Here is a 13013-nt window from a genome sequence, read left to right on the forward strand (position 1 = left end):
CGGGGGAGGGTCAGCCGCCGGTGGCGAAGCCCGGGAAGAGGGTCATGCCGCCGTCGACGTACAGGGTGGTGCCGACCACGTAGTCCATGAGGTCGGAGGCGAGCGCCACCACGGCGTGGGCGATGTCCTCGGGCTCCCCGATCCGGTCGTACGGGATCAGCCGCAGGAGGTCCTCCCGCGCCTCGGCCGTCTCCCAGGCCGCTCGGTTGATCGGCGTCTTGACGGCCCCGGGCGCCACCGCGTTCACACGGATCTTCTCCGGCGCGAGCTCCTGGGCCAGGGTCTGCATCATCATCTGCACACCGCCCTTGGACGAGGCGTAGTTCACGTGACCCGCCCAGGGGATGAGCTGGTGCACCGAACTCATGCAGATGATCTTCCCGGCGGAGCGGGACACCTCGGGGACCACGCCCCGGCGCCGGAACTCCTTGGTCGCCTCCCGCGCGCACAGGAACTGACCGGTGAGGTTGACGTCGATGACCTTCTGCCACTGGGCGAGCGTCATGTCGGTGAACCGGGCGTCCCGCTGCAGGCCCGCGTTGGCCACCAGCACGTCGACGGTCCCGAACTCCTCGACCATCCGCTGCGTCATGGCGACGACCTGGTCCTCCTGGGACACGTCGGCCTCGTACGCCGCTGAGCGCACCCCGAACGACGCGATCTCCGCGGCCACCTCCTCGGCCGCCTCGCGTCCCGCCACGTAGTTCACGACCACGTCGGCTCCGGCCCGGCCCAGAGCGATGGCCGTGGCCTTGCCGATGCCGGAGTTGGCACCGGTGACCAGAGCCTTCTGACCGTGCAGCAGACGTGCCGGGATCACCTCTCGCGGTGCTGCTCCCGTGCTGGGTTCCATGCCGTCCTGCCTCCTCGCCGCGCGGCTGAGCCCTGCCCGGCGTCAGCGATGCCGGGCACGGTCACGCAACCACCGGACACGGCGGTCGGCATCTCCCGTGCGTCACCACTGGTCCATCGGGTCGAGCAGCTTCCCCCCGACGGCCCAGCGGACGGCCGCGTCTCAGCCGAGGCGGGCCAGGAGGTGGTCGCCGACCCGCAGGGCGTTGGCGATGGCCGTCAACGACGGATTGACCGCACCGATGCTCGGGAAGAAGCTCGTGTCGACGACGTACAGGTTGTCGAGGTCGTGGGCCTTGCAGTGCACGTCCAGCGCGGAGTCGGCCGGATCGGTGCCGAAACGCACCGTGCCCGCCTGGTGCGCCGTCGCACCGATCGGCATGCCCTTGTGGAGGTAGATGCTGCGGGACAGCAGATGGTGCTCGTGCATGCCCAGGTGGCCGAGCATGCCCTGGAGCTTGTGCCGCAGGCGCTTCAGACCCTCGACGTTGTTGTCCTCGTCCAGGGCGAGCCGGATGCGGCCGTCGCCGTCGAGGGTGACCCGGTTGTCCGCCAGGGGCAGGTCCTCACCGCACAGCCAGAAGTCGACGGCGTGATGCGCCATCACCTCGAACGGCATGTCCGGCGCCACCGCACCGGCCCACCGCGGGGCCTCGCCGTGGATCTGCTCGGCGTCCGACTTGCCCAGCATCTGGATGCCGCCCAGTGGGAAGTCCCAGTCGTCCGCGCCGAGGTACCAGTCGTGGAGGGCGAGGGTCTTCTGGAACTTCGTGTCGTTGGGTTCCTTCGACACCGCCATCAGCGCCTGGTTGTTGTGCCGCATGTAGAAGCGGCCGACGACGTCGGAGCTGTTCGCGAGACCACGTGGATGGTGCTCGTTCGCCGAGGCCAGCAGCAGGGCCGCCGAGTTGACCGCCCCGCAGGAGACGACCACCACGTCCGCGGTGTACCGGACCTCCGAACCGTCCGGCAGCCGGCCGACCACCGCGCTGACGCTCCGGCCCCCGGCGTCGGTCTCCAGCCGGACCACCCGCGTGTGGGTGACCATCTCGACGTTCGGGTGTTCCAGGGCCGGCTCGACACAGATCACCTCGGCGTCGGACTTGGCACGCACCAGACACGGAAAGCCGTCCACCCGGTCGCACCGGATGCAGACACTGGAATGGGTGGCCCGCCCGCCGTCCTCCTGCGTGAGGTCGACACCGATCGGCAGATGGAACGGACGCAGACCGCGCTTCTCCAGGTCGTCGCTCAGCCGCTGGATGCGCGGCTCGTGCTCCACCGGCGGATGGGCGTACTGGGCGCTCACCGGCCCCTCGCCGGGGTCCTCGCCGTGCCGCCCGTGCACACGGTAGAGGTGCTCGGCCTGCGTGTAGTACGGCTCCAGGTCCTCGTACCGGATCGGCCAGGCGGGCGAGAGTCCGCCGTGGTGCCGGATCTCGCCGAAGTCCTCGGGGCGCAGCCGGAACAGCGCCGCGCCGTAGAACTTGGTGTTCCCGCCGACGTAGTAGTTGACCTCGGGCGGGAACTCGGCGCCGTGCTTGTCCAGCCAGAACTCCGGGGCCCGGTACTTGGCCTTGACGAAGACGGCCTTCGAGTCCCAGTTGTCCCGCTCGCGCGGCAGCCGGCCGCCGCGTTCGACGAGCAGGACGCGCTTGCCCGAGGGGGCGAGCCGATGGGCGAGCGTGCCGCCGCCGGCACCGGTGCCGATGATGATGACGTCGTAGTGAGGGGCGTCGCCCACGGCGACCACCGTCCTTGGGATCACGGACCCGACCTGGTGTCAGGCACCTGGCACCCCGCTGGGTCAGGGTCCAGCGGCCCCACCTCCTGCGGACCGAACGTATCCCCCCTCCCCGCCGACGGCGACCGGAGCGGCGGTCACGCACTCCCGTCACAGCACCGCTACCGGGTTGACGGGCGACCCCGTGGCGCCGGACAGCCGCAGCGGGGCGACCACGCACAGGAAGCTCCAGCGGCCCTCCCGCGCGCAGACCGGGGCGAGGTCCTCGAAGCACAGGTAGTCCATGAGGTGGAGGCCCAGGGCCTGGATGGCCAGGACGTGCACGGGAAAGGCGACGTCCGCGACCGCGCTGGGCGCGGTGTCGTTGTTGCCGTCCCCGCCGAGCACCGCCACCTCGCGCTCGGCCAGGAACTCCACGGCCGACGGGTGCAGACCGGCCCGCGCCGTGGCGGCGTTCCAGGGCCCCCGTTCCGTACGGCGCAGCCGATGCCCCGTCCTGACGAGGAGCAGGTCTCCCGGACCGACGCGGACCCCCTGCGCGGCCTCGGCGGCCGTCAGATCGGCCGACGTCACCTGGTCACCCGGCTCCAGCCACGGCACGCCACGCAGCCGGGGTACGTCGAGCAGCACGCCCCGGCCGACGATCCCGTTCCCGACCACGTCCACGGACAGGGCACGGGCCCCCTCCGCCGTCACGGTGCCGCTCGCGGGCACTCCGCCGTACAGCTCCCCGTCGAACACCACATGACACAGCGCGTCGAGATGGCTGTCCGCGTCGCCGTGCACGTTCATCGCGAACCGGTCCGTGGCGAAGTGCAGCCCGTCCGCGCCGAGATCGGCCGGCCCCGGGCCCGTCATCCGGTGCACGGCGGGCTCGGGGTCGTCGGGACCCGGAACGGTCTCGATCGGGGCCGCCAGCGACACCGTGCGTCCCAGGCGGACCTCGGCGACGGCCGCCGCCACCCGCTGCGGCGTCAGATGGCGCAGCGCGCCGCACCGGCCGTCCACCGCCGGCCGCGCCGCGCCCCGGAGCCGCAGCCGGTCGTAGAGCGTCCGGAACTCGCGCGCGGTCATGCCGGGCGCCACCGAGGGCTCCGAGGCCGGCGTCACGCGTGCCCCCAGGGGCTCAGGCCCCACCGGAGCACATGCGTCTCTCCCGGCTCCAGGACGACGAGGTCCGTGCCGCTCCGAAAGGCGTCCGGCGGACAGGACATCGGCTCCACGGCGACACCGCGCCGCCGCCGTTCGGGCTCGGCGAGGGTGTCCCCGGTGTACACCTGTACGCAGCGGGTGCCCTCGCCCAGCCACAGGTCGACGCCCCGCAGCCCGGAGGGATGCGCCAGCCGTACGACCGCCCGGCCGTCGGGCCCGCGGTCGAGCCCGGTGAACGCGGTGTCCAGGCGCCGATCTCCGATGGGCCGGGCGGCACGGAAGTCGTACGGACCGCCGTCGACGGGCTCCCGGCCGGTCGGCAGCCCCCGCTCGTCCGTCCGCAGCACATACCGGGCGGGGACGGTCAGCACGGCGCTGTCGACGAGATCGGTCCCGACGGTCAGATAGGGGTGCTGGCCCACCCCGTAGGGGGCGGGCTCCGTACCGGTGCAAGTGGTGTGGACGGCGACGCCGAGCCCCTCGGGTCCCAGCCGGTACGCGACCCGGACATCGAGGAGGAACGGGTATCCGGGCTGAGGACAGAGCGTCGTGCCGAGCGTCACCGCGTCGTCGGCGCGGGCGAGCGGCTCCCACAGCGTCCAGCGGAGCAGACCGTGGATCGCGGTGCTCTTCTCCACCTCCGTCAGGGGCAGTTGCAGGCTCCTGCCGCCGAAGTCGTAACGCCCGTCGCGCACCCGGTTGGGCCAGGGGACGAGCAACTGGCCCCTGCCGCCCGTGACGGCGGACCCGGGCGAGGACCCGTCCAGGAGCGGCCGGCCGTCCACCGCGTACGCGCTCAGGGCGCCGCCCAGCTGGACCACCACCGCGCTCTGCGCTCCGTGGACCAGTCGCCACGACGCGCCCGTGGGGCCGGGGGACGCCCGGGGTAGCCGCGCGAGCAGCGTCGCGACGATGGATTCCGGCGGCCGGTCGATCTCCGCCACCAACGGGTGCTCGTCGGGCTCCGGCTCCTGGAGGTCCGCGAGCTGGCTCTCCAGCAGGTCAGCCGGGAAGAAGTGGCCCTGCCGTCCGGCCAGCCGTGCGCTCAACAGCTCGCGGGAGCCGCGCAGGTACACCAGGGCGACCTCCGGGCGTCCGGCGAGGAGCGTGTCCCGGTACGCGCGCTTGAGCGCCGAGCAGGTCACGACGGCCCTGCGGCCGTCGGCGATCGCCTCGTCCATCCACACCCCGATCGCCGCGAGCCACGGCCGCCGGTCGCTGTCCGTGAGGGCATGACCGGCGGCCATCCTGGCGCGGGCGGCTTCGGAGTGGAACGTGTCGGCGTCCCGGTACTCCCAGCCCAGCCGGCCGGCGAGGAGACGCCCCACCGTCGTCTTGCCCGAGCCGGCGACGCCGACCACGAGCACCAGCCGCGGCAGGTCCCCGGTCGCGTTCGCGGGTGCCACGCGCGCCGGCCCCGGACCTCAGTCGCGCACCGGCTTGGGCGCGACGCACAGCCCCCAGATCACGAGGGCGTCGATGGCGATGATCACCAGCGCCCACCAGGGGGTGTAGGGGAGCCACAGGAAGTTGGCGATCATGCTGATACCGGCGAGGGCCACGCCGACGACCCTGGCCCAGGTGGCGCCCGTGAGCAGGGCGACGCCGACGAGCGTGATCAGGATGCCCAGGATGAGGTGGATCCAGCCCCAGCCGGTGAGGTCGAGCTCGTAGACGTAGTTACGAGTGGCCAGGAAGACATCGTCCTTGGCGATGGCCGAGATGCCGCCGAGCAGCGTCATGATGCCGCTGAAGATCATGATGACGGCGGCGAACACCAGCCAGCCGCTGGTGTGGGTGTCGTCGCGCCGACCGGGCGCACTCGCGTGGGTCGTCATGACAGGTTCCTCCATGTCGTCCGGCTGCCCGCCCGGGCGTCGCCGTCCGGTGGGTCGGATACCTCCAATCTGACCCCCGGCGCCACCCGGCGCATGTCGGCGGGCCTCGGCCTGCGGGGCGGGCCCGCGCGCACCGGACCTTCCGGCGACTCCTCCCGACCTTCCGGCGGCCCTCCCGCCACGCCGGGGCGCACCCCGTGCGGCCGTGGCACACGTGCCCCTCACGTCCGGAATCGAGTGGTTCCGGCTGGCAAGTGCTTGCCATGGCGACGACTTGCCGCCACGAGGCCTTCACGACGCCGTTCACCGGTCGATAGACCCGTCGCATGCACTCCCTCCCTCATGCCGCCTCCCTCCGGCGCAGGCGCCGGCAGCTGATCGCGGCGGCCACCGCGGTGCCCCTCCTGACAGCGGGGCTCGTCGTCCTTCAGGCACCCGCACAAGCCGCCCCGAGCAAGCCCACCGTCACCGCGAAGCCCTCGGCGACCCACAAGGTCACCCTGGTCACGGGGGACGTCGTCACCGTCACCACGATGGCCGACGGCAAGCAGACCGCCGACGTCGACCGGCCGCGCGACGCGGTCGGCGGTGTGAAGCTCCAGGAGAGCCAGGGCGACCTGTTCGTCATCCCGGACGAGGCGGCGGCGCTGCTCGCCGCGGACGCCCTGGACCGCAGGCTGTTCAACGTCACCGACCTCATCGAGATGGGCTACGACGACGCGCACTCGGCGTCGGTGCCGCTCATCGCGACGTACACCCGGCCGGCGTCACGCGCGGCCGTCGAGCCGACCGCCCCCCGGGGCAGCAGGCTGACCCGCACACTCAAGGGCATCAACGGCGCCGCGCTCAGCACCGAGAAGAGCCGGTCCCGCACTTTCTGGACCACCGTCGCGCCCCACGGCAGGACACAGGGCGACACGACGCAGACCGGCGAGGCGCGGACCGGCACGACGCGGAGCGGCGGCTCCCCCGGCCGCGCGGCGCTGGGCGCGGGCGTGGCCAAACTGTGGCTCGACGGCCGGGTCAAGGCCAGCCTGAAGGACAGCGTGCCGCTCATCGGCGCGCCCGAGGCCTGGGCGGCCGGATACACCGGCAAGGGCGTCAAGGTCGCGGTGCTCGACACCGGCATCGACGTCGGCCACCCCGACTTCGCCGGCCTCATCGACGGCACGGCCAGCTTCGTGCCCGGTGAGGGCGTCACCGACGTCAACGGGCACGGCACGCACGTGGCCGGCACGATCGTCGGCTCCGGCGCCGCCTCCGGCGGCGACCACAAGGGCGTCGCCCCCGACGCCGACCTGTTCGTCGGCAAGGTGCTCGGCGGCGCGGAGGGCTCCGGCCAGGACTCCTGGGTCATGGCGGGCATGCAGTGGGCCGCCGAGTCCGGTGCCGACGTCGTCAACATGAGCCTCGGCAACTCGTATCCCACCGACGGCAGCGACCCGATGTCGCAGACGGTCGACGCCCTGTCCGCGCAGTACGGCACGCTGTTCGTCATAGCCGCCGGCAACTCGGGTCCGGAGAGCATCTCCGCCCCGGGCGCGGCCACGTCGGCGCTGACCGTGGCCGCCACGGACAAGCAGGACCGGCTCGCGTCCTTCTCCAGCACCGGCCCGCTGGCCACCTCCGGAGGCATGAAGCCGGACATCGCGGCCCCCGGAGTGGACATCACCGCGGCCCGGTCGCAGGAGATGACCGACGGCGGCGAGGGCCTCTACCGCACCATCAGCGGCACCTCCATGGCCACCCCGCACGTGGCCGGCGCCGCGGCGATCCTGGCCCAGCGGCACCCGGACTGGACCGGCGCGCAGCTCAAGGAACACCTGACGAGCACCGCGCGGGGCCTCGACGGCGGGTACTCGCCGTACGAGGTCGGCACCGGCCGTCTCGACGTGGCCGCCGCCCTGCGCACCGCGGTGCGCGCCACCGGGTCGCTCTTCTTCGGCAACCACAGCTGGCCCCACGAGCCGAGCGACGCCGCCGTCACGAAGGACCTGACCTTCACCAACACCGGCACCACCGCCGTCACACTCGACCTGGCCCTGACCACCGAAGGCGGACCGTTCACCCTGGGAGCCACCGCGGTGAAGGTCCCCGCGGGCGGCACCGCCGCCGTCCCGGTCACCGGCGACCCGAGGGCCGCCGCGCCCGGCCGGCACGTCGGGCACGTGACCGCCACCGACGCGGCGACCGGGAAGCCGGTGACCCGCACCTCCGTCGCGCTGCTGAAGGAGGACGAGCGCTACGACCTGACCGTCAAGCTGGTCGGCAAGGACGGCAAGCCCGCCTCGGGCCTCGTCGCCGTCAACCTGGCCGGAGACGTCTGGCCCTGGTCGGTCCGTGTCGACGGCCGGACCACCCTGCGCATGCCCCCCGGCCTCTACACCGTCGCGGCCTACCTCGACGTGCCCGGTGAGAAGGCGGACCGCTCGGGAGTGGCCGTGCTCGTCGATCCCGAGACGCTGCTCGACAAGGGCTCGGCCGACGTGGTGCTCGACGCGAGCAAGGCGCGCCTGCTGCAGACGGAGGCGCCGCAGCTCACCGAGGACCGCCAGCGCAAGGTCGACTTCAACGTCCACTACGCGGGCCACGACCCGTACACGGACTTCCGCAGCGCCTACGTGCTGCCGCCGACCTACGACGACGTCTACGTCGCGCCCACGGAGACCATGAAGCAGGGCGAGTTCGTCCTGATCACCCGCTGGCGCAAGGGCGAACCGCAACTCGCCCTGAGCACACCGGGCGGCCGGCTCCGGTTCGAGACCACCGTGCAGGCGGGCAGCGCCCTCGGCACCGCCACGGACACCTGGGGGGCCGTCCACGCCGGTGACGGCGCGGCGGCCGCGTACGAGAAGATCGACGCCAAGGGCAAGATCGCCGTCGTCGAACGCAGCGACGAGGTCTCACCGCAGGAGCGCACGGACGCCGCCGCCGCGGCCGGCGCGAAGGCCCTGATCGTCGTCAACGACGGTGTCGGCCCCCTGATGGAGTACGTCGGCGAGTCACCCCTCCCGGTCGCCACCGTGCACCGCGACGCGGGCAAGGCCCTCCTCGCGCTGGCCCGGAGCGGCAGGACCAGGCTGACCGTGAAGCAGACCGAGCACACGCCGTTCGTCTACGACCTGACCCGGGACTACCCCGGCCGGGTGCCGGGCCGGGCCCTCGTCTACAAGCCGTCCCAGAAGGACCTCGCCCGTGTCGACGCCCGCTACTACGCGGCCGCCGGCGGCCGCCTCGCGGAGGGCTACCGCTCCGACTTCACCCTCAGCCCGTCCCTGAACTTCCCCGACACCGAGTGGCACCCGGGCACCCGCACCGAGTGGGTGACCCCCGGCCAGGTCTGGCGGGAGTTCCACACCCAGGGCGTCGACGGACCGCTGCCGTGGACGATGGTCTCGGGCGACAACACCTACGCCCCCGGCAGCACCACCCGGCTCGACTGGTTCGCGCCGGCGACCCGCCCCGGCCAGAGCGAGTCCTTCGGGGTCTACAACTCCCGCTGGCAGAACCACATGACCTGGAACGTGCAGGCATGGGCCTCCGCCAGCGACTCCATGCGGCTCGGCGGCTACCTGCCGTGGGGGGAGACACCGTCCCACCTCCAGGTCTTCCAGGGCGACACGCTGATCCACGACAACCCCGTCAGTGGAGACATGCAGTGGGTGGAGGTGCCGGCCGGTCGCCTGCCCTACCGCACCGTCCTCGACGCCGAGCGGCCCGCCGACCTCTTCCGGCTGTCGACCCGCACCCACACCGAGTGGACCTTCGTGTCCGACACCGTCGACTCGGACTTCTTCGAACCGTTCTCGGTGCTGAACCTGAACTACCGCCTGGAGTCGGACCTGCACGGCGACATCAAGGCCGGCGCGACCCAGCGGATCGCCCTCGAACCGGTGTCCGCGGACCTGGGGACCGTGCCGGGTCACGTCACCACGGTGGCGCTGGACGTCTCGTACGACGACGGCGCGAGCTGGCAGAAGGTGACCCTGGCCAAGGGCGCCGACAACACCTGGACCGGTGAGTTCAGGACGGCCCGGAAGCCCGGCGGCTTCGTCTCGCTCCGCGCGAGCGCCGCGACGGACGGCGGCTTCGGCGTCAAGAACGAGATCATCAGGGCGTACGGCCTGCGATGAGCCGTGCCGTCGGGCCCCGGGGCGGCGACTCCCCGGGGCCCTTCCCCTCACACCTGCTCCCATCAGGGACTATTCAGGATCTGCCGCCATGGCGCATACTCTCCCCGCTGCGGCAAGTGGAGGGGAGTCGGTCGCCGATGCTGGATGTCCTGGGCCTCGAACCCGACGAGGAGCGCGTCTACCGGGCGCTGCTCGGACGGCCCGGTTCCACCGCCGCCCTGCTCTCCGGCCACCTCGACGACCTCGCGCACGCCCCCGTCGCCAGAGCGCTGACCCGCCTGGTCGAGTGGGGCCTGGTGAGCAGGTCGGCGGACGAGCGGTTCACCGCCGCGCCGCCCGCCATGGCACTCGGCGCCCTCATCAGCCAGCGCCGGGACGGGCTGCGCATGGCCGAGCACGCCCTGGTGACCTTCGCGGAGGAACACCGGGCGGCGATGACGGGAAGCAGCATCAGCGACCTGATCGAGGTCGTCACGGGCGTCGACGCCATAAGGCACCGCTTCCTCCAGGTGCAGCAGGCGGCCCGCACCCAGGTCCGCTCCTTCATCACCGCCCCGTTCGTCGCCCTGCCGCCCGACGAGAACACCGCCGAACCGGTGGCCATCGGCCGGGGCGTGCACTTCCGCGCGGTCCTCGACCGGGCCGTGCTCAGCGAACCGGGCATCATCGAGGACGCGATCGCCTCCCTGGGCAGGGGCGTACACCTGCGGGTCGCCGACGAGCTGCCGATGAAACTCGTCCTCGCCGACGCCGACCTCGGCCTCGTCCCGCTCGCGGTCACCCCGGCGGGCGAGCCCGGCGCCGCGCTGCTGCACCGCAGCGGCCTGCTGGACGCGCTGGACGCGCTCTTCGAGACGGTGTGGCGCAACGCCCTCCCCCTCGAACTGTCGGGCACCGGTGGAGAGACCGGCCCCACCGTCGAGATCGGGGCGACCGGCCCCACCGACCTCGACCGCAGGATCCTGGCCCTGCTCCTGGCCGGTCTGACGGACCTGGCGGCCGCGACCCAACTCGGTCTGTCGGCGCGCACGCTGCACCGACGCCTGCGCCACCTCATGGACCTGGCCGGCGTACGGACCCGCATGCAGCTCGGCGCCCACGCGGTGCGCAACGGCTGGGCGGAGCCCGTCCGCACATGAGCGGCGACCGACCGCGGCTGACAACCGGAGGTTGCCGGACACCGGCCGGTCCTCCGTATGCTGGTGATACGCGAGCCACCTGCCGCGCCACCCCTGCGAACGGCACGCGTACGGGATCGGGCCCGCGGCCTCGGTCCGCCCGCCCGTACCGGCCCGAATCCTGGCGGGCCGACCGGCCGGAATCGGCCCGATCGGCCGGGAACAGGTGCATGCTGGGCACCAACATCGGTCGAGTTCCTGTCTGGAGGCCGGAAGAGTGAACGGCGGCAAGGGGAGACGGCGCCTGGCGGGCCGTGCCACGGCCGGGAGAGGCGCGGCGGCGCGCCGCTCGGCCGGTGCCCGCAGGCGGCTCGGACCGAGCGGCGGCGAGGTCCCCCTCGACCGGATCACCACCCGCGGTCGGCTGGCCTGGCTGAACTCCGCGGGCTCCCGGATCGGCACCACCCTCGACCTGGAACGCACGGCCCAGGAGCTGGCAGAGTTCACCGTGCCAGGCCTCGCCGACGGCGCCGCCGTCGACATCCTGGAGAGCGTCCTGCGGGGCGACGAGGGCTCACGCTGGACGGGTACGGGCGTCCCCCTCATGCGGGCCACCGCCCTGTGCGCCGTCGAGGAACTGTCCTCACTGGAGCCCACCCCGGTGGGCGAGACCTCCGCCCGCGCCGAAGAGGCACACGAGACGCTGCTCCACCGCTACTGCCTGCGCCAGGGCAAGCCGGTCCTCGTGAGCCGCATGCGGAACGAGGACTTCATCAGGGTCGCGCCCACCGAGAGCGCCGCGAAGAAGATGCGGGCCGCCGGGGTGCACAGCTATCTCGCGGTGCCGCTGATCGCCCGCGGGCTGCTGCTCGGCAGCGTGGACTTCGTCCGCGGCCGGGGACGACCGCCGTTCTCGGCCACCGACCTCGCCCTGGCCGAACAGCTCGCCTCCCAGGCCGCCGTCTACATCGACAACGCCCGGCTGTACGGGCGCGAGCGCGAGCACGTCGTCTCACTGCAGCGCACCCTGCTGCCACGCGCCACGCCGGTGACCCCCGGGCTGCGCGTCCAGGCCGAGTACGCGCCCTCGACGGCCCACCACGGAGTGGGCGGCGACTGGTACGACGTCATGGCCCTGCCCGGCGGACGGACGGCCCTCATGGTCGGCGACGTCATGGGCCACGGACTGCCCGCCGCCGCCACCATGGGACGCCTGAGGACGGTGGCCCGCACCCTGATGACCCTGGACATGGCACCGGAACGCGTCCTGGCCCGGCTCGACCTCGCCACACGTGACCTGGAGGACGAGCAGGTCGCCACCTTCCTCTGCGCCGTTTTCGACCCGGCCGACTCCACCTACACGCTGGCCAGCGCGGGGCACCTGCCCCCGCTGCTCCTCGACGGGCAGGGCTCCGCCGAGTTCGCGGACGTACCCGTCGGCGCGCCGCTCGGCGCGGGAGTCATCCCGTACGACCCGATCCGTCTCAAGGTCCCGGCCGGCGGCAACCTCGTCATGTACACCGACGGCCTCATCAAGTCCCGCCACGCCGACCTGGACCACCAGCTGGACTGCCTGCGCACGGCGGCGCGCGGGCTGGCACCCGGGGCCCTCGCAGACGGCGGCCTGATCGCGTGCGCCCCCGCCGACGCGTCCCGGTTCGACGAGGCCGTGCTCCTCGTGGCCACCCACGTCTCGGGCGCCGACGCGCCGGACGCCCCGGCCGACCTGCGCGAGTGGCAGCTGCCCCAGGAGGGGCGCGCCGCGTCCGTCGCCCGGGGCCTGGTCACGGACCAGCTCGCCGCGTGGGAACTCACGGAACTCGCCGACGTGTGCGAGCTCGTCGTGTCGGAACTCGTGGGCAACGCCCTGCGGTACGGCAACGGCCCCGGCCGGCTCCGGCTGCTGCGCGGCGAGCGCCTCGTCGTGGAGGTCTCGGACACGGGCCCCGACCTGCCCCAGATCCAGCACGCGGACCTCAGCGACGAGGGCGGCCGCGGCCTGCAGCTCATCAACATGCTGTGCCGCCGCTGGGGCTCCTGCCGCACCGTCACCGGCAAAGTCGTCTGGGCGGAACAGAACCTGCCCTCCTGAAGGCCGGACGGACCCGCCCCCGAGAACGGAACAGACCTGCCTCCTGACCGATCCGACGCGCGTCGGGCACCGACCTGACGTGCG

8 protein-coding genes are annotated in these 13013 nt (G+C 72.8%); 3 read left to right on the forward strand and 5 right to left on the reverse strand.

Going from position 1 to position 13013, the window contains the following annotated elements:
• Nucleotides 1-10: 10 nt before the first annotated feature.
• From AMK29_RS17125 to AMK29_RS17150, 5 genes are all read right to left on the reverse strand, one after another.
• A complete protein-coding gene (locus tag AMK29_RS17125; RefSeq protein WP_073813639.1) occupies nucleotides 11-853 on the reverse strand; it encodes an SDR family oxidoreductase in 843 nt (280 codons plus the stop codon).
• 162 nt (nucleotides 854-1015) lie between these two features.
• Nucleotides 1016-2596 carry a GMC oxidoreductase gene (locus AMK29_RS17130; RefSeq protein WP_073813900.1) on the reverse strand — a complete coding sequence of 527 codons (1581 nt, stop codon included), beginning with the start codon at nucleotides 2594-2596 and terminating at the stop codon, nucleotides 1016-1018.
• 150 nt (nucleotides 2597-2746) lie between these two features.
• Entirely contained in the window at nucleotides 2747-3670 is a 924-nt protein-coding gene (locus AMK29_RS17135) for a cyclase family protein (RefSeq protein WP_073813902.1), read from the reverse strand.
• A gap of 32 nt (nucleotides 3671-3702) precedes the next feature.
• On the reverse strand, nucleotides 3703-5154 hold the full coding sequence (locus AMK29_RS17140; RefSeq protein ID WP_079196920.1) for an aldose epimerase family protein: 1452 nt from the start codon (nucleotides 5152-5154) through the stop codon (nucleotides 3703-3705).
• An 18-nt stretch (nucleotides 5155-5172) separates the two neighbouring features.
• Nucleotides 5173-5586: a DUF7144 family membrane protein gene (locus AMK29_RS17150; RefSeq protein WP_073813641.1), complete on the reverse strand. Its 414-nt coding sequence runs from the start codon at nucleotides 5584-5586 to the stop codon at nucleotides 5173-5175.
• A gap of 326 nt (nucleotides 5587-5912) precedes the next feature.
• On the opposite strand from AMK29_RS17150, the gene AMK29_RS17155 reads away from it, so the two are divergent.
• The 3 genes from AMK29_RS17155 to AMK29_RS17165 all read left to right on the forward strand — a co-directional run bounded on the left by AMK29_RS17155 (nucleotide 5913) and on the right by AMK29_RS17165 (nucleotide 12929).
• The gene (locus AMK29_RS17155) at nucleotides 5913-9719 is read left to right on the forward strand and encodes a S8 family peptidase (RefSeq protein ID WP_073813643.1); all 3807 of its coding nucleotides are present in this window, start codon (nucleotides 5913-5915) and stop codon (nucleotides 9717-9719) included.
• Nucleotides 9720-9856: 137 nt separating this feature from the next.
• Nucleotides 9857-10858, forward strand: coding sequence for a transcriptional regulator TrmB (locus tag AMK29_RS17160; protein WP_073813645.1), 1002 nt, complete (start codon nucleotides 9857-9859; stop codon nucleotides 10856-10858).
• A 256-nt stretch (nucleotides 10859-11114) separates the two neighbouring features.
• On the forward strand, nucleotides 11115-12929 hold the full coding sequence (locus AMK29_RS17165) for an ATP-binding SpoIIE family protein phosphatase (protein WP_073813647.1): 1815 nt from the start codon (nucleotides 11115-11117) through the stop codon (nucleotides 12927-12929).
• Nucleotides 12930-13013 lie beyond the last annotated feature (84 nt).

It is taken from the genome of Streptomyces sp. CB02261 (assembly GCF_001905665.1).
In the GTDB taxonomy this organism is placed as follows: domain Bacteria; phylum Actinomycetota; class Actinomycetes; order Streptomycetales; family Streptomycetaceae; genus Streptomyces.

Coding starts and splice junctions, on each gene's coding strand:
- AMK29_RS17155 (WP_073813643.1), top strand. CDS start 5,913: ATGCACTCCCTCCCTCATGCCGCCTCCCTCCGGCGCAGGCGCCGGCAG.
- AMK29_RS17150 (WP_073813641.1), bottom strand. CDS start 5,586: ATGACGACCCACGCGAGTGCGCCCGGTCGGCGCGACGACACCCACACC.
- AMK29_RS17160 (WP_073813645.1), top strand. CDS start 9,857: ATGCTGGATGTCCTGGGCCTCGAACCCGACGAGGAGCGCGTCTACCGG.
- AMK29_RS17125 (WP_073813639.1), bottom strand. CDS start 853: ATGGAACCCAGCACGGGAGCAGCACCGCGAGAGGTGATCCCGGCACGT.
- AMK29_RS17135 (WP_073813902.1), bottom strand. CDS start 3,670: ATGACCGCGCGCGAGTTCCGGACGCTCTACGACCGGCTGCGGCTCCGG.